Below are 16376 nucleotides of genomic sequence, written 5' to 3'. Positions count from 1 at the left end.
GACTCAGGCGGCGGTGGGCCGTGCTGGGCAAGTCAAACTTAAAAGAGAACACACCTATGCTTTTTTCCCGTAAGGCGGTTTCCAAGCGTCACTTGCTGCTGATCGCGGCCGGCTTCAGCACCGTGCTGACCGGTTGCGCCACGTCGCCGACCTCCAAGGTCGCGTCGAGCACCAAGGTCGAGTACTACCCTAACTGCTACGAGCCCGTGCAGCACTTGCGTGCCACCGATTCGGACATGACCAAGTCGGTCGTCACCGGCGCGGCGCTGGGTGCGGCGGGTGGTGCATTGCTGGGCGCCCTGACCGGCGACTCTGACAAGCGTGGCCGCAACGCCGCCATCGGTGCGGCGGGCGGCGCCTTGGCCGGTGGTGCTGCCGGTTACTACACCGAGCGTCAGAAGCAGATCAGCGATGACAACCAGCGCATCGCGTCCTACTCCACCGACTTCAACAAAAGCGCGTCGGACATCGACCGCAGCACCGCCTACGCCCGTGCGTCGCAGCAGTGCTACCAGAGCGCATTCACCAAGCTGGTCAATGACCGCAAGGCCAAGACCGTCAACGACACTGAAGGCCGCAAGCGCCTGGCGGAAATCGTCGCGGGCCTGAAAGAGTCCAATGACCTGATCGTCGCGGTCAACGGCAAAGCCAGCGAAGACCTGAACAACTACACCCAGGCCTACGAGAAAGACCTGCAGCAAGTGGGTGTGCAGCGTACCGATGTGGTGACCGTGGCCCAAGCCGACACCACGCCACCGGTTGCGCCGGCCAAGGGCAAGAAAGCCGTGAAGCCTGCGAAGAAGCCGCCACTGCCCACCGTGCCGAAAGAAGCGGTGACCACCGAGAAGAGCATCCAGACCGTGCAGGCCAAGCAAGCTGAAAGCAAGCAAGTGGCCAGCGCCGGTAAAGCGCAGATCGAAGGCACCTGCCGCGATCCAAACCTGGCCGACTGGGCGCCGGTGCCTTGCCCTAACGTTTAAGTAACATGTTGCTATAAGCGTTAAACGCCAGCCGATCTCCTGCTAAAGCGCGAGATCGGTGGCGTTCCCCGGACAAATCGTTACACTGCTGCGGCCACTCAATAATTACACCGAGGCCGTGTGCATGAAATTTCGTCTTCTCCTGTGGGTGCTGGGCCTGATGATGGGCAAAGCCAGCCGCACCAATCCCGCCTTCCAGCAACAGTTGGGTGACAAAGACCTGGCGTTCCAGTTGCAGACCCTCGACGGCAAGGTTGCCCGTCACTTCATCGTCAAAGACCAGCGCATTACCAGCCGCTCGGGTGTTCACCCCTCGCCGGCGTTCGCCATTGCGTTCAAGGATGCCGCCTTCGGCTTCGCCACGATGCAGGCGAAGAACAAGCAATTGGCGTTCATGACGGGGATTCAGGACAAGACGATCCAGATCAAGGGCAACCCGGCGCTGGTGATCTGGTTCCAGGGGTTGACCAAGTATCTGAAGCCGAAGAAAAAGAAGTAGGGTTTTTCAGGTAGACCGAGAGGTATTCATCGCAGGCAAGCCAGCTCCCACAGTTGACCGGGTTCCAACGTTGGAATGCCGTCAACTGTGGGAGCTGGCTTGCCTGCGATAGCGGTCTAACTGGCTCAAGAGTCAGCCCTGGCTGAACTGGGACGCCAGCTCGCGCAACAGCACTTCTGCATCCAACACTTTACCCACCACTTCCTCAGCCTTTTCACGGCTCAACCCCAGGCGCTCAAGCATGGCGTCGGGGATGGCTTCGTCCGGCCCGGAACCGATGCCACGGCTGCGCAGCAGGCGCACCGCCAGGCACACCAGGTTCGGGTACTCGGCGTATTGGCCGTCGTAGGTCGGGTCGTGCTGGAAGCGCAGGGCGGTGGACAGCTCGTCCGGCATATCCCAGTAGCGCATCAACCACGCGCCGATCTGCTCACGGCTGATCCCCAGCAGGTGCTGTTCCACATAGCTGTGGCACAGGTGCGGGTTGACCTCCAGGTGACGGCAGATCAGCGAAAAGTGCGGCGGGAACACGTGAGCCAGCAGCAGGTAGCCAAAGTTGTGCAGCAGGCCGGCCAGGTAGGTGAGGCCGGCTTCCGGGCGCTGGGCGCGCGGCATGGCGCGGGTCAGGCCTTCGATCACGGCGGCGGTGTAGATCGACTGGTGCCAGTAGGGCGTGGACTGGTGCGGGTGGTCCTTGGGCAGGCTCAGGGTCTTGCCCAGGGCCAGGCCGAGTGCCAGGTTGATCACCAGGTCGAAGCCCAGCACGCGCACGATGGCGTCCTCAACTGAACGAATCTTGCCCGGCGAGGCGTAGTACGGCGACGCTGCCCAGCTCACCACTTGCGCGGCCAGCGCGGGGTCGGTCTCGACCACGCTGGTGATGTCATCAATGGTGGCATTGGGGTCGACCCGCAGCTTGATGATCTTTTGCGCGGTGTCGGCCAGCGGTGGGATCTCGATGGTCGCTTCCAGGCGCTGCTGGATGCGGCGGGCGGTGAACGCCTGCATCGCCTGGGTGATTTCCTCGCGGTCATCATTAGGGCGGTCGAGGTTGGGGCGGATATTGCTCAGCGGCTCGCCGAAGTGACCGGCGCTGGCCTTGGTGAGCATGGTCTTGAAGTCGTCGCTGGAGATTTCCAGCAGCAGGCCGGCTTCACCCGAATGCACCAGCAGGCTGGGCTCGTTGAGCAGGCTGCCTTCGTACAGGCACGGCGAGGTGGTCAGTGCCGGCAGGCCCGGCAGCAGGCTCAGGTCATGTTTGCCCAGCATGCGTTCGACACGTTCCGGCGCAACGGCGGTGAGGCGGCGCCCAGTGAGTTCGGCGAGGCGGTTGAGGTCGAGCAACTGGTTCTGGGGGAACAGCACCATGAGTGCGCCGACGGCATCTTCCAGCAGCACCGCCTGGACCTTTCGTGCGGGATTCAGGCCAGGTTGTTCGGCAACTTCCGTGTAGCTGATGGCGAGCTTTGCGAGCAGAGCCCGAATAACCGGCGGAGCGGTCAGCGGGGCTGTGGCGAGGGCTACTTCTGACATGGCCTGATCCAATTTCTTACAGTTCCCGAAGTATAACCAGCTTGATACAACTGTTGGTCGACTAACTGTGGTTTGTGACGTGGTTGGCTATGGGAAGCGGTTGTTCTACCTGACGCCATCGCCGGCAAGCCGGCTCCTACAGGGTATTTCAGACCTGGCCGTATTGTTGGCCGTGGCGCAGCCAGCGGTCGAGCAGCGGGCTGACATGATCCGGCCAGCGTTCGAGCAGGGCCTGGGCGGCGTCGCGAACGGCGGGCAGCAGGTCGGCGTCGCGCATCAGGTCGGCGACCTTGAATTGCAGCAGGCCGGTCTGGCGGGTGCCGAGCATTTCGCCGGGGCCGCGCAGTTCGAGGTCTTTTTCGGCGATGACAAAACCGTCGTTGGTTTCACGCATGATGCCCAGGCGCTGGCGGCCGATCTGTGACAGCGGTGGGTGGTACAGCAGCACGCAGTGGCTGGCGGCGCTGCCCCGACCGACGCGGCCGCGCAGCTGGTGCAGTTGGGCCAGGCCCAGGCGCTCGGGGTTTTCGATGATCATCAGGCTGGCATTGGGCACGTCCACGCCCACCTCGATCACCGTGGTGGCCACCAGCAGTTGCAGGTTGCCGGCCTTGAATTCGGCCATCACTGCGGCTTTTTCGGCGGGCTTCATGCGGCCGTGGATCAGCCCGACCTTCAGCTCGCCCAGGGCGCTGGTGAGGTCTTCATAGGTGGTTTCGGCCGCCTGGCAGGTCAGCTCTTCGGATTCTTCGATCAGCGTGCACACCCAGTAGGCCTGGCGGCCTTCAGCGCAGGCGCCGCGCACGCGTTCGATCACTTCGACGCGGCGGGTGTCGGTGACCAGCACGGTATTGACCGGTGTACGGCCGGGCGGCAGTTCGTCGAGGATCGAGGTGTCGAGGTCGGCGTAGGCGCTCATGGCCAGGGTGCGCGGGATCGGCGTGGCGGTCATGATCAACTGGTGCGGGCTCATGCGCCCGCCCACGCCTTTCTGGCGCAGGGCCAGGCGCTGTTGCACGCCGAAGCGGTGCTGTTCGTCGATGATCACCAGCGCCAGGTTCTTGAACTGCACTTCGTCCTGGAACAGCGCGTGAGTGCCCACCACCATCGGTGCGCCCCCGGCGATCTGTTCCAGCGCGGCGGCGCGATTCTTGCCCTTGAGCTTGCCGGCCAGCCACGCCACGTCCAGGCCCAGCGGTTCGAGCCAGCGCTTGAAGGTGATGAAGTGCTGCTCGGCGAGGATCTCGGTGGGCGCCATCAGCGCCACTTGGTAACCGGCTTCGAGCGCTTGCAGGGCGGCAAGGGCGGCGACTACGGTCTTGCCCGCGCCCACGTCGCCCTGGATCAGCCGCAACATCGGTTCTTTCTGGCTGAGGTCGTAGGCGATCTCATTGCCCACCCGCTGTTGGGCACCGGTTGGCGCAAAGCCGAGGTTGGCCAGGTATTGCGCAGGCAGTTTCGTGGCCTTGGGCATGGCTGGCGCGCGCAGGGAGCGCATGCTTTCACGCAGGCGTTGCTGGGACAGTTGGTGAGTCAGCAGCTCTTCAAACGCCAAGCGATGCTGGGCCCAGTGATGGCCCAATGCCAATTCATCGACATCGGCGTCGGCCGGAGGGTGATGCAGGTAGCGGATTGCATCGGCCAGGGGTGCCAGCTGGTAGTCGCGGGCCAGTTCCAGGGGCAACCAGTCGGGCAGGCTTTTCGGGCCAAGCATGGTCAGGGTCTGCATGCACAACTGGCGCAAGCGCTGTTGGGTCAGGCCCTCGGTGAGTGGGTAGATCGGGGTGAGGGTGGTGTCTACCGGCGGCGGCTCGTCGCCGGTGATGGCGCGGTATTCCGGGTGGTAGATCTCCAGGCCCGACGCGCCCGGGCGGGCTTCGCCGTAGCAGCGCACGCGGGTGCCACGCTTGAGGCCTTCCTTTTGAGCATTGCTGAAATGGTAGAAGCGCAGGCTCAGGCCGCCGGTACCGTCCTGCAGGCGCACCACCAGGCTGCGACGCTTGCCCATCACCACGTCGGCACCGCTGACGGTGCCTTCGACCACCGCATCCTGCCCGGGGCGCAACTGGCCGATGGGCACCACACGGGTGCGGTCCTGATAGCGCAGGGGCAGGTGGAAGAGTACGTCCTGGAGGTTTTCCAGGCCGACCTTGGCCAATTTCTCGGCCATGGCTTCACCGACACCCTTGAGTGCCGTCACCGACACCTGTGACAACTCGGTCATACGGCTAATCAGCTCGCAACAGTCGGCTTGGCCACCGAGCAGAGGCGGATCGAGTCGGCCAGGATCTCAATGGCCTTTGGCCGTGGGAAGCTGGCACGCCAGGCGATCGCCACGGTACGGAATGGCACGGGTGGCGTGAGTGGGCGCACTTCGATTACGCCGGGGGCGTAGTGATGGCTGTCGACTGCCGAGAGCGGCAGGATCGAAATGCCCAGGCCGGAGGCGACCATGTGGCGGATGGTTTCCAGGGAGCTGGATTCCACGGTGGTGTGCTTGGCGCCGTCGTTGCCTTTGGTCAGGGTCGGGCAGGCTTCCAGTACCTGGTCGCGGAAGCAGTGGCCTTCGCCCAGCAGTAGCAGGCTCTTGTCGTTGAGCAGGCCGGCGTCGATGGTGTCTTTTTGCGTCCACGGGTGGGTGGCCGGCATCAGCACGTAGAACGGCTCATCGTAGAGCGGCAGGGTGAGTACGTCCGCCTCGTTGAACGGCAGGGCGATGATGATCGCGTCCAGCTCGCCGTTGCGCAGTTTGTCGCGTAGCACGTGGGTGAAGTTTTCTTCGATATACAGCGGCATCTGCGGCGCAACGCGGTGCAGTTGCGGGATCAGGTGCGGGAACAGGTACGGGCCGACGGTGTAGATGGCGCCGACTTTGAGCGGTGCCGTCAGCTGGTTTTTGCCGGCCTGGGCCAGTTCGCGAATGCTTTGGGCTTGCTCCAGGACCTTCTGGGCCTGGGCAACGATGCCTTCGCCCACCGGAGTCAGGCGCACGGCGCTCTTGCTGCGCTCGAAAATCAGCACACCGAGTTCGTCTTCAAGCTTTTTCACACCCACCGACAGCGTCGGCTGGCTGACATGGCAACGCTCGGCCGCGTGGCCGAAGTGCTGCTCTTGGGCGAGGGTCACGATGTAGCGTAATTCTGTAAGAGTCATAGCGAGCGTCCATGAGGTTGCGGGCCAAGCATACCGGCTGCAATCGATAGACGCACGTTATCAGAACTTTGGTGGGGATTGAGCGGGGAATAGGGAGGATTTTGCTGATGCAGTAAATCAATGTAGGAGCTGGCTTGCCGGCGATGCAGGCACCTCGGTCTTAAGTCGCACCGAGGTGATGCTATCGCAGCGGTGCGGCGATCCGACAAACCAGCTTCAGTTGTTAGCGGCGACGCTTCTCGATGTTGTAAACGAACGGCGCGACGATCTCGACGCTGCCGCCCTTCAACATATCGGCCGGTGGCTTGGGCAGTGGCTGGGCACGACGGATCATCTCCAGGGTCGCACGGTCCAGGTCGGCGTTGCCGGAGCGGCCCACCAGTTCGTAGGACAATACATTGCCTTCGGCATCGACCACAAAGCGCAGGCGGTTCATGCCTTCCTTGCCACGCTGTTGGGCACTTTGCGGGTACTTTTTGTACTTCTGCAAGTGGGCCAGCAGGGTGCCTTCCCAAGACGCTTTGGCCGCAACCTGTTGAGGCGACGGGCCAGGAACGGGCTGGGCCGACTTCTCAGCGGGTGCGTTGGTCGGTGGGGTTTCGCTCGGCGGTTCCTCGGAAGGTTTCTCCTTGGGCGGCTCGGGCTTTTTTTCCACGGGCTTGGGCGGCTGAGGTTTAGGCTTTGGCTTGACCGGCTTGGGCACCTGGATCGTTGGCTTGGGTGCCTCGGCCAGCTTCGGCAGGGGCAGCTCTTCCACCGGTGCAGGCGGTTGCGGCGGCGTGATCACCTTGGGCGGTGCCGGCGGCGGCGGGGCTGGCATCGGTGCCAGGTCGATGACCATGGCTGCCGGTGGCAACTGCACCGTACGCGGTGCTGACCAATGAAGCGCGATAGCGATCGCGACGGCATGCACGCCCAGTACGACGGCGAGGCTGGTGCCATATCGCGTCAGTTTGTGGCGCGTCGTGATCATTTCTTGGCTGCCGTCTCAAGTCCGACCAGGCCTACCTTGAGGTAGCCGGCTGCCCGCAGGGCATCCATCACGCTCATCAGGTCGCCGTAGTCCACGCCTTTGTCGGCCTGGAAGAAGATGGTCGTGTCTTTCTTGCCTTGGGTCTTGGCGTCGAGCACCGGGCCCAAGGTTTCAGCTTTGACTTCTTCTTCGCCCAGGAACAGGCGCTGGTCCGCCTTCACGCTGAGGAATATCGGTTTTTCCGGCCGCGGCGCAGGCTTGGCGCTGGACGCGGGCAGGTCGACCTTGATGTCCACGGTCGCCAGGGGGGCTGCCACCATGAAGATGATCAGCAGCACCAGCATCACGTCGATAAACGGCGTGACGTTGATTTCGTGGTTCTCGACGAGTTCGTCGTCGCCTTGATTCAAATGCAGGCCCATGGCCGATTACCCCACTTTCACCATGTGCGGTTGCGAGCTGCGCTCGGTAGGCAGGTGATCGAGGTCACGGCTGACCAGCAGCAGGACTTCTGCCGACGCGTCCGATACCTGGGCCTTGTAGCCGGCGATGGAACGGGCGAAGACGTTGTAGATCACCACCGCAGGAATCGCGGCAACCAGGCCCAGGGCCGTGGCCAGCAGGGCTTCAGCGATGCCTGGGGCAACGACTGCGAGGTTGGTGGTCTGGGTTTTGGCGATGCCGATGAAGCTGTTCATGATGCCCCACACGGTACCGAACAGGCCGACGAACGGCGCGGTAGAACCGATGGTTGCCAGCACGCCGGTGCCGCTGCTCATGTTGCGACCGCAGGCAGCGACCAGGCGCTCCAGGCGGAAGCTGACGCGTTCCTTGATGCCTTCTTTTTCGCGGGTGTTGGCCGACAGGCGCATTTCTTCCAGAGCGTCGTGGACCAGCAAGTTGGCCAGGGTGCCCTTCTTGGTCGCGGTTTCACTCGCTTCCTTGAGGGTGGTGGCTTTTTTCAGGTGGACGATTTCAGTGCGCAGGCGGCGTTTGGCGCCCAGCAGCTCGAAGCCCTTGGCGATCCAGATGGTCCAGGTGATGATCGAGGCAATGGCCAGGCCGATCATCACGGCTTTCACCACGACGTCTGCGTTCTGGTACATGCCCCATGGGGACAGGTCGTGGGCCATGCCCAGGGAGTTGTCCTGTTCGGCTTGAGCTTCTTCACCCAGGGCATTGATGCCGTCGATCGCGTTTTTGAGTTCCGGCGGCAGCTTGGAAACGTCGACGGTGCCGTCAGCGTTTTTTGGCACAGCTATTTGTTCGACGTGCGCTGCGGGTGTTTGTGCTGCGGCAGCTGGAGCAGCAGACGGTGCAGTGGCATCGGCGAATGCGGCGGTCGGTGCCAGCATTACGCTGAACAGCAACGCAGCAATCGCGCGCCAGGCGCGGGATGGGCTGTGAGGCTTGGTTGGCGAAGCGGGGTTTGTATTACGTGTCATGCTGGCCGGACCTGAGAGAAAAAATGAGTGATCGTCCTGCCAGACCCGTGGGGGTCGAGGACAAATGGGCGGTTATTATTGCAAGTAATTCTTGTTAACAAAAGTAATACAGTTACTTAATTTGTCCTTTTGCTGGCCGCTGGTCATCTTCGGCGGCTAATCTGCGCCTTTAGTCATGGAGTTTTGTAATGTCTGCGCCCTCTGTTGTGATTGCCGGCTGCGGTGATGTGGGTAGTCGTCTGGCCAGCCAATTGCTGGACTCAAAATGGGAGGTCCACGGCCTGCGGCGCGATATTTCGCGGCTTCCGCAGGGGGTGATTGGCATTGCCGGCGACCTGTTCAAGAAAGACTGCCCCGACACCTGGCCAATCGGCGGGGTGGATTACCTGGTGTATTGCGCGGCGGCCACCGACCACGACGAAGCCGGCTATCGCGCCGCTTATGTGCAAGGGTTGCAGCATGTGTTGGAGTGGCTGCTGGACTATGGCCAGGCGCCGAAACACTTGCTGTTTGTGTCCAGCAGCAGTGTGTATGGGCAGCAGAATGGCGAGTGGGTCGACGAAACGTCCGACACCCAAGCGCAGGGTTATTCCGGGAAGGTCATGCTCGAAGCGGAGCAAGTAGCGCTCAACAGTGGCATACCGGCGAGCATCGTGCGCCTGACGGGCATTTACGGCCCGGGCCGAGAGTGGCTGCTGACCCAGGTACGCCAGGGCTATCGCGTGGCAATCGATCCACCTTTATATGGCAACCGCATTCATGCGGATGACGCGGCGGGCTTGCTGGCGTTTTTGTTGCGGCATGTGGAGCAGGGCGGCGCGTTGGATAAGGTCTACATTGGCGTCGACGATGCGCCGGCACCGTTGGCCGAGGTGGTGGGGTGGTTGCGTGAGTACCTGGGTGTGACGGAGTGGGCGGATGACGCCAGTGTGCGCCGGGCCGGGAGCAAGCAGTGCAGCAATGCACGGATCAAGGCGTTGGGCTGGAAGCCGACGTATCCAACGTATCGCGAAGGCTATGCCGCGATTCTCAAAGGCTGAAACGCGGTTAAAAATGTGGGAGCTGGCTTGCCTGCGATAGCGGTGTGTCAGTCACATCTGCATTGGATGTGGCACCGCCATCGCTGGCAAGCCAGCTCCTACATTTGGATTCTCGTGAGGCGGATTACTGCTTTTCAAGCAGCCACTGGCGGGGGCCTGGGGTGAACGAGGGCACTTCATCCGCCTGCGCAGTGTTCACCGCCTGGAAGATTTCCAGCTGTTTGCCCTTGCGCGCAAAGATCCACGGGTTGCCCTTGCCGTTCAGTTGCAGCCAGATGCTGTCGTAACCGCCGCTCATGGAGGCGCAGTCGCCCGCCAAGCACAGCGAATACTGGTCGACACCCGGCAGGCCAGCCACCTGGCCATTGGCCTGGAACTGGACCGTGGCGCCGTCACCGTTGCCGTCTTTGATCTTCCAGTCGCCGCCCATGTAGGCCGCATACAGCGCCCGTTCAAAGTTGGCGCCCAGTGGCGCGCCTTCCGGGGCAGGGTCTTTGGCACGGGCGAACAGCTGCTCAGGCTCGTTGTCATTGGCCACTTGCAGCAGTTGTTTGCCTTTGCGCTTGAGTTCGGTGGCCGTGCTGCCGTAGAAATCCACGCTCCAGGCGCCGGATTTCTCACCGAGCAACTTGCCTTCGGCTACTTCAAAACCGTTGTAGTAGCGTGCCTGCGAAGCCTTGGTGTTCACTTCCCATTCAAGGTTAGGGCCATAGGTTTGCAGGGCTTCACGCAAAGGGCCGCCCTTGGCTGCCGCATCGATGGCGACCTGGTTGATCCAGGTGCCGCTCACATCCAGGTCGGCGGGGTTGCTGGCGCAGCCGCCGAGCAACAGGGCGAGCAACGATGAGGCTACAAGCGCTTTGCGCATTACGAAATCCTTCTGAAACAAAGTCGGCGCAGCCTTTTAAGGGCTGCGCCGGATGTTTTACTCGATGACCAGAATCGCGTCCATCTCAACCTGTGCGCCCTTTGGCAGGGCAGCAACGCCGATGGCGGCGCGGGCTGGGTAGGGTTGTTCGAAGTATTTGCCCATGATCTCGTTGACCTTGGCGAAGTGGCTCAGGTCGGTGAGGAAGATGTTCAACTTGACGATGTCCTTGAACGAACCGCCAGCGGCTTCGGCAACAGACTTGAGGTTCTCGAAGACTTGTACGGTCTGGGCTTCGAAGCCTTCCACCAGTTCCATGGTCTTTGGGTCCAGCGGGATCTGGCCGGACATGTAGACGGTGTTGCCCGCCTTGATGGCCTGGGAGTAGGTGCCGATGGCCGCCGGGGCCTTGTCGCTGGTGATAACAGTCTTGGTCATGAGTGACTCCTTGTAAGAGACAGGTTATGCACGCATGCGGGTGATACGAATCACACCAGTCAAGGCGCGCAGTTTCTTGATCACGCGGGCCAGGTGCACGCGGTCGTGGACGCTGACCACCAACTGGACCACGCTGATGCGACCATCGCGCTCGTCCATGCTGATTTTCTCGATATTGCCGTCGGCCGCGTTGACGCTGCTGGCCAGCAGGGCGATCAGGCCACGCTGGTGTTCCAGCTCCACCCGCAGCTCGACGTTGAATTCGCCGGTGACATCCTTGGCCCACGAGAGCTGGATGCATTTTTCCGGGTTGTGGCGGATTTCGGTGATGTTGCGGCAGTTGTCCAGGTGCACCACCATGCCTTTGCCTGCCGACAGGTGACCGACAATCGGGTCGCCCGGGATCGGCGTGCAGCACTTGGCGTAGCTGAGCACCAGGCCTTCGGTGCCGCGAATCGCCAGCGGGCCTTCGGGGCTTGGCAACTGTTCACCCTCGCCGAGCAGGCGACGGGCGACCACGTAGGCCATGCGGTTACCCAGGCCGATATCTTCCAGCAGGTCCTCGATGGTTTCCTGACGATATTCGTGGAGCATCGCTTGCACGCGCTCGGCCGGGATCTTGTCCAGGGCACTGTCGAAGCCGTTGAGCACCTTGTTCAGCAGGCGTTCGCCGAGGCTGATGGACTCGGAGCGGCGCTGCAGTTTCAGGGCGTGGCGAATGTGCGTGCGCGCCTTGCCGGTGACCACGAAGTTGAGCCACGCCGGGTTCGGGCGTGCGCCCGGTGCGCTGACAATCTCGACCGTGGAGCCGCTTTGCAGCGGTTCAGACAGCGGTGCGAGACGACGATTGATCCGACAGGCGATGCAGCTGTTGCCCACGTCGGTGTGCACCGCATAAGCGAAGTCGACCGCCGTGGAGCCTTTGGGCAGCTCCATGATCCGGCCTTTGGGCGTGAACACGTAGACCTCGTCGGGGAACAGGTCGATCTTCACGCTTTCGATAAATTCGAGGGAGTTGCCGGCACGTTGCTGCATTTCCAGCACGCCCTTGACCCACTGGCGGGCGCGGGCATGGGTGCCTTTTGGCTGCTCGTCGCCGCTGGATTTGTACAGCCAATGGGCGGCGATGCCGTTGTTGGCCATCTCTTCCATTTCGCGGGTGCGGATCTGGATCTCGATCGGCACGCCATGCATACCGAACAGCGTGGTATGCAGCGACTGGTAGCCGTTGGCCTTGGGAATCGCGATGTAGTCCTTGAAGCGGCCCGGCAGGGGTTTGTACAAATTATGTACAGCACCCAGCACGCGGTAGCAGGTGTCGACCTTGTCGACGATGATCCGGAACGCGTACACGTCCATGATCTCGTTGAAGGCACGGCGCTTGCCGCGCATCTTTTTATAGATGCCGTAGATGTGCTTCTGTCGGCCACTGACCTCACCCTCGATCTCGTCGATCGCCAGGCAATGGCTCAGGGACTCTTCGATCTTGTTGACGATTTCCTTGCGGTTGCCCCGGGCGCGCTTGACCGCCTGGTAAATGCGCGCTGAGCGCATCGGGTGCATGGCCTTGAAGCCGAGGTCTTCGAATTCGATACGAATGGCGTGCATGCCCAGCCGGTTGGCGATGGGCGCGTAGATTTCCAGGGTTTCCTTGGCGATGCGCCGGCGCTTTTCGCCGGACAGCACTTCCAGCGTGCGCATGTTATGCAGCCGGTCGGCCAGCTTGACCAGGATCACGCGGATGTCGCGTGCCATGGCCATGGCCATCTTCTGGAAGTTTTCCGCCTGGGCTTCGGCCTTGGTCTCGAAGTTCATCTGGGTCAGTTTGCTGACCCCGTCGACCAGTTCGGCTACGGTTTCGCCAAATTGTGCGCTGAGCGCTTCCTTGGCGATGCCGGTGTCTTCAATCACGTCATGCAGCATCGCGGCCATCAGGCTCTGATGGTCCATGTGCATGTCGGCAAGAATGTTTGCCACCGCAAGAGGATGGGTGACATACGCCTCGCCGCTGCGGCGGCGCTGGCCGTCGTGGGCTTGTTCGGCGTAGAAATACGCTCGGCGGACCAGGTTGACCTGGTCTGGGCCGAGGTAGGTCGATAAGCGATCGGCGAGGGCGTCTATGCTCGGCAAAGTGTTAACTCCTGCCGTTGGCTGTGACCCCGCGCCGTGCTACGTCGACCAGGCATAGGCTTAGACGGCCTCGTTGGACTCGTCCTCGAACGCTGCAAACAGCGGTTCGTCTTCAACGATTTCAGCGTTGGCGATGAACTCGTAGCTCATCAGGCCTTCAGCGATTTCACGCAGGGCTACAACGGTAGGCTTGTCGTTTTCCCACTGGACCAGGGGCTCTTTGCCGCCAGTGGCCAGTTGACGGGCACGCTTGGTAGAGAGCATGACCAGCTCAAAGCGGTTATCCACGTGTTCTAGGCAGTCTTCAACGGTTACGCGGGCCATGGTATTCCTCGGAGCGAATGCAAGATGCGCGCTGCCCGGTTGGGCGAGCGGACTGAGCAGTTTAAAAAATCACCAGCGTTTAGGGAAGCGCTGATTTTTCGCGAGCCTTCGTAAAACCGCTGCAAGCACCAATGTAAAGCCCTTGCAGCCATTTTGGGAAGAGCCAATCAACCGAGCAGTTCGGCCAGCAATTTGCCGAAACGCTGCTGTTGGCGCTTTTGCTGGAGCTGATTGGTGCGGAAAATCGCCTTCAAATCCTCCAGCGCGTGGGAAAAGTCGTCGTTAATGATCAGGTAGTCGTAGTCGACGTAGTGGCTCATTTCGCTGACGGCCTCACGCATGCGGCCTTCGATGATCTCGTCGCTGTCCTGGCCACGGTTGGTCAGGCGCTGGTGCAAGGCTTCCAGGGACGGCGGCAGGATGAAGATCGAACGCGCCTTGGGCATCAGCTGGCGTACCTGCTCGGCACCTTGCCAGTCGATTTCCAGGATCAGGTCGTGGCCTTCGTCCAGGGTCTGCTGCAGGTGGCTTTGCGAGGTGCCGTAGAGGTTGCCGAACACTTCGGCGCGCTCCAGGAAGTCGCCGTGCTCGATCATCTTCACGAACTCGGTGCGCTCGACGAAGTGGTAGTGCACGCCGTTCACCTCACCCGGGCGCATGGCGCGGGTAGTGTGGGAGACCGAGATGCGGATCTGCTCGTCGGCGTCGGTCAGGGCCTTGACCAGGCTGCTCTTGCCCGCGCCCGAGGGGGCGGAAATGATGTAAAGGGTGCCGGTGCTGTGGGTCATGGAAGTTGCCTTACTCAATATTCTGTACTTGTTCGCGCATCTGCTCGATCAACACCTTGAGGTTGACCGCAGCGGTGGTGCTGCGCGGATCGAAAGCCTTGGAGCCCAGTGTATTGGCTTCGCGGTTGAGTTCCTGCATCAGGAAGTCCAGGCGCCGACCGGCGGCACCCGCCGACTTGAGCACGCGGCGCACTTCGAGGATGTGGGTGCTCAGTCGGTCGAGTTCTTCGGCCACGTCGCTTTTTTGTGCGAGCAGCACCATCTCTTGCTCCAGACGCGTCGGGTCGAGGTCGGCCTTCATGTCGGTGAAGCGGTCGAGGACCTTCTGGCGCTGGGTGGCGAGCATCTGTGGCACCAACTCGCGCAGGGTGACCACGTCTTCCTCGATGGCGGTCAGGCGATCGCTGATCAGGCGGGCCAGTTCGGCGCCTTCGCGCTCGCGACCGGCTTTCAGCTCCTTCAAACCTTGAGTGAACAGGGCGAGGGCTTCGGCGTTGAGGGCCTGTGGGTCGGTGGCGTCGGCCACCAGCACGCCGGGCCAGGCCAGCACTTCCAAAGGGTTCAGCGCGGCGGGTTGCTTGATCAGGCCGGCGATGGTTTCAGCCGCGGCGACCAGTTGCGCGGCGCGGTCGCGGTCGACCTGCAGCGGTTTGCCGGTGGTTTCCTCGGTAAAGCGCAGGGTGCATTCCAGCTTGCCACGGGAAATGCCCTGGCGCAGTGCTTCGCGCACGGCGCCTTCGAGGTCGCGGAACGATTCCGGCAGGCGCAGGTGCGGCTCCAGGTAGCGGCTGTTGACCGAGCGCAGTTCCCAGCTCAGGGTGCCTTGGGCGCCGGCTTTTTCGACGCGGGCGAAGGCGGTCATGCTGTGCACCATGGAGGTACCTCGCGTTGCAGCCCGCAAACACGGGCTGAATGGTTAAGAAGGCGCAGGATTGTAGCGCAGTGGGGCGGACGCGCCCAAACTCGACCATTGGTAACCGAATTTTTTAGCAGTGCCCCGAAGCGGTTCACGGCTCTATAATGCTCGGCAGTTTTTCGTCCTCAGTACAGGTATCCCCTATGAAACGTCCAAGTGGTCGCGCTGCCGATCAGCTCCGCTCGATCCGCATCACCCGCAACTACACCAAACACGCCGAGGGTTCTGTACTGGTCGAGTTTGGCGATACCAAGGTTATCTGCACCGTCAGCGTCGAGAATGGCGTGCCGCGTTTCCTCAAGGGCCAGGGCCAAGGCTGGTTGACCGCCGAATACGGCATGCTGCCGCGCGCCACCGGCGAGCGTAACCAGCGTGAAGCCAGCCGTGGCAAGCAAGGCGGCCGTACCCTGGAAATCCAGCGCCTGATCGGCCGCTCCCTGCGCGCAGCCCTGGACATGTCCAAGCTGGGCGACGTGACCCTGTACGTCGACTGCGACGTGATCCAGGCCGACGGCGGCACCCGTACTGCGTCCATTACTGGCGCCATGGTGGCTTTGGTCGACGCGTTGAAAGTGATCAAGAAGCGCGGCGGCCTGAAGGGCGGCGACCCGCTCAAACAAATGATCGCTGCCGTTTCGGTGGGCATGTACCAGGGCGAGCCTGTGCTGGACCTGGATTACCTGGAAGACTCGGCTGCCGAGACCGACCTGAACGTGGTCATGACCAGCACCGGTGGTTTCATCGAAGTGCAGGGCACTGCCGAAGGCGCGCCATTCCAGCCGGCCGAGCTGAACGCTATGTTGGCCTTGGCCCAGAAGGGCATGACTGAAATTTTCGAACTGCAGAACGCCGCATTGGCCGACTGAACAGGCTTCAAGGAGAAGCGCCATGAATGACAGCCAGGTGGCCGTGCCGGAACCTTCCAAGGAAGTTCGCCAGTGGGCGATGTTGTGTCATTTCGCGGCGTTTCTGGGGTTGGTCTTCCCCTTCGGTAGCCTGATTGGGCCGCTGATTTTGTGGCAGATCAAGAAAGATATGCACCCGTTCATCAACGATCAGGGCAAGGAAGCCCTCAACTTCCAGATCACCGTGGCAATCGCCTGGATGGTCTGCATGGTGCTCGGGTTCGTGGTGATCGGCTTCCTGCTGATGGGTGTGCTGGTGATCGGGGCGTTGGTGCTGACGATCATTGCCGGTATCAAGGCCAATAAAGGCATTGCCTACCGTTATCCCCTCACCTGGCGCCCGGTTGAATAACCGAGCGCCCACAAAAAAACCGACAGCGATGT

At 61.9% G+C, this 16376-nt stretch carries 17 protein-coding genes; 5 read left to right on the top strand and 12 right to left on the bottom strand.

Annotation, left to right across the window (positions count from 1 at the left end; all coding sequences use genetic code 11):
• The first annotated feature begins 56 nt into the window (after nucleotides 1-56).
• Together tagQ and HX792_RS01545 are read left to right on the top strand one after the other, a co-directional pair.
• Nucleotides 57-980, top strand: a complete 924-nt coding sequence (tagQ, locus tag HX792_RS01550) for a type VI secretion system-associated lipoprotein TagQ (RefSeq protein WP_176994468.1) — start codon at nucleotides 57-59, stop codon at nucleotides 978-980.
• A gap of 124 nt (nucleotides 981-1104) precedes the next feature.
• Nucleotides 1105-1479, top strand: a complete 375-nt coding sequence (locus HX792_RS01545) for a helicase (protein ID WP_176994467.1) — start codon at nucleotides 1105-1107, stop codon at nucleotides 1477-1479.
• 132 nt (nucleotides 1480-1611) lie between these two features.
• Here HX792_RS01545 and HX792_RS01540 read toward each other — a convergent pair whose 3' ends face one another.
• From HX792_RS01540 to exbB, 6 genes are all read right to left on the bottom strand, one after another.
• Entirely contained in the window at nucleotides 1612-3012 is a 1401-nt protein-coding gene (locus tag HX792_RS01540; RefSeq protein ID WP_176994466.1) for an aminoacyl-tRNA deacylase and HDOD domain-containing protein, read from the bottom strand.
• Between the two features lie 148 nt (nucleotides 3013-3160).
• Complete coding sequence (gene recG, locus HX792_RS01535; RefSeq protein ID WP_176994465.1) at nucleotides 3161-5236, bottom strand: ATP-dependent DNA helicase RecG; 2076 nt, start codon at nucleotides 5234-5236, stop codon at nucleotides 3161-3163.
• A gap of 8 nt (nucleotides 5237-5244) precedes the next feature.
• Entirely contained in the window at nucleotides 5245-6165 is a 921-nt protein-coding gene (locus HX792_RS01530) for a hydrogen peroxide-inducible genes activator (RefSeq protein ID WP_176994464.1), read from the bottom strand.
• A gap of 223 nt (nucleotides 6166-6388) precedes the next feature.
• Nucleotides 6389-7138: an energy transducer TonB gene (locus tag HX792_RS01525; protein WP_176994463.1), complete on the bottom strand. Its 750-nt coding sequence runs from the start codon at nucleotides 7136-7138 to the stop codon at nucleotides 6389-6391.
• Nucleotides 7135-7560, bottom strand: a complete 426-nt coding sequence (exbD, locus tag HX792_RS01520) for a TonB system transport protein ExbD (protein ID WP_003195519.1) — start codon at nucleotides 7558-7560, stop codon at nucleotides 7135-7137. The genes HX792_RS01525 and exbD overlap by 4 nt, the downstream gene beginning before the upstream one ends.
• 6 nt (nucleotides 7561-7566) lie before the next feature.
• Entirely contained in the window at nucleotides 7567-8583 is a 1017-nt protein-coding gene (gene exbB / locus HX792_RS01515; protein WP_176994462.1) for a tonB-system energizer ExbB, read from the bottom strand.
• A 188-nt stretch (nucleotides 8584-8771) separates the two neighbouring features.
• Between exbB and HX792_RS01510 the strand changes: the two genes are divergently transcribed.
• Nucleotides 8772-9623, top strand: a complete 852-nt coding sequence (locus HX792_RS01510; protein WP_176994461.1) for an SDR family oxidoreductase — start codon at nucleotides 8772-8774, stop codon at nucleotides 9621-9623.
• A 124-nt stretch (nucleotides 9624-9747) separates the two neighbouring features.
• Here the strand turns inward: HX792_RS01510 and HX792_RS01505 are convergent, their stop codons facing one another.
• From HX792_RS01505 to HX792_RS01480, 6 genes are all read right to left on the bottom strand, one after another.
• Nucleotides 9748-10491 carry a hypothetical protein gene (locus tag HX792_RS01505; protein ID WP_176994460.1) on the bottom strand — a complete coding sequence of 248 codons (744 nt, stop codon included), beginning with the start codon at nucleotides 10489-10491 and terminating at the stop codon, nucleotides 9748-9750.
• Nucleotides 10492-10548: 57 nt separating this feature from the next.
• A complete protein-coding gene (locus tag HX792_RS01500) occupies nucleotides 10549-10929 on the bottom strand; it encodes a RidA family protein (protein ID WP_003176922.1) in 381 nt (126 codons plus the stop codon).
• 24 nt (nucleotides 10930-10953) lie between these two features.
• The gene (gene spoT / locus HX792_RS01495) at nucleotides 10954-13059 is read right to left on the bottom strand and encodes a bifunctional GTP diphosphokinase/guanosine-3',5'-bis pyrophosphate 3'-pyrophosphohydrolase (RefSeq protein ID WP_017735756.1); all 2106 of its coding nucleotides are present in this window, start codon (nucleotides 13057-13059) and stop codon (nucleotides 10954-10956) included.
• Nucleotides 13060-13119: 60 nt separating this feature from the next.
• Nucleotides 13120-13383: a DNA-directed RNA polymerase subunit omega gene (rpoZ, locus tag HX792_RS01490; protein ID WP_003176920.1), complete on the bottom strand. Its 264-nt coding sequence runs from the start codon at nucleotides 13381-13383 to the stop codon at nucleotides 13120-13122.
• Between the two features lie 167 nt (nucleotides 13384-13550).
• Complete coding sequence (gene gmk, locus HX792_RS01485) at nucleotides 13551-14171, bottom strand: guanylate kinase (protein WP_176994459.1); 621 nt, start codon at nucleotides 14169-14171, stop codon at nucleotides 13551-13553.
• Between the two features lie 10 nt (nucleotides 14172-14181).
• Nucleotides 14182-15045 carry a YicC/YloC family endoribonuclease gene (locus HX792_RS01480; protein ID WP_176994458.1) on the bottom strand — a complete coding sequence of 288 codons (864 nt, stop codon included), beginning with the start codon at nucleotides 15043-15045 and terminating at the stop codon, nucleotides 14182-14184.
• Nucleotides 15046-15230: 185 nt separating this feature from the next.
• Here HX792_RS01480 and rph point away from each other — a divergent pair, with 185 nt between their 5' ends.
• Nucleotides 15231-15953 carry a ribonuclease PH gene (rph, locus tag HX792_RS01475; protein WP_016975928.1) on the top strand — a complete coding sequence of 241 codons (723 nt, stop codon included), beginning with the start codon at nucleotides 15231-15233 and terminating at the stop codon, nucleotides 15951-15953.
• Between the two features lie 22 nt (nucleotides 15954-15975).
• Nucleotides 15976-16344: a DUF4870 domain-containing protein gene (locus HX792_RS01470; protein WP_176994457.1), complete on the top strand. Its 369-nt coding sequence runs from the start codon at nucleotides 15976-15978 to the stop codon at nucleotides 16342-16344.
• Nucleotides 16345-16376: the final 32 nt, after the last annotated feature.

Origin of the sequence: Pseudomonas sp. B6002, assembly GCF_013385985.1 — a bacterium.
Classification (GTDB): Bacteria; Pseudomonadota; Gammaproteobacteria; order Pseudomonadales; family Pseudomonadaceae; genus Aquipseudomonas.
This window is presented reverse-complemented; position numbering and strand designations above follow the sequence as displayed.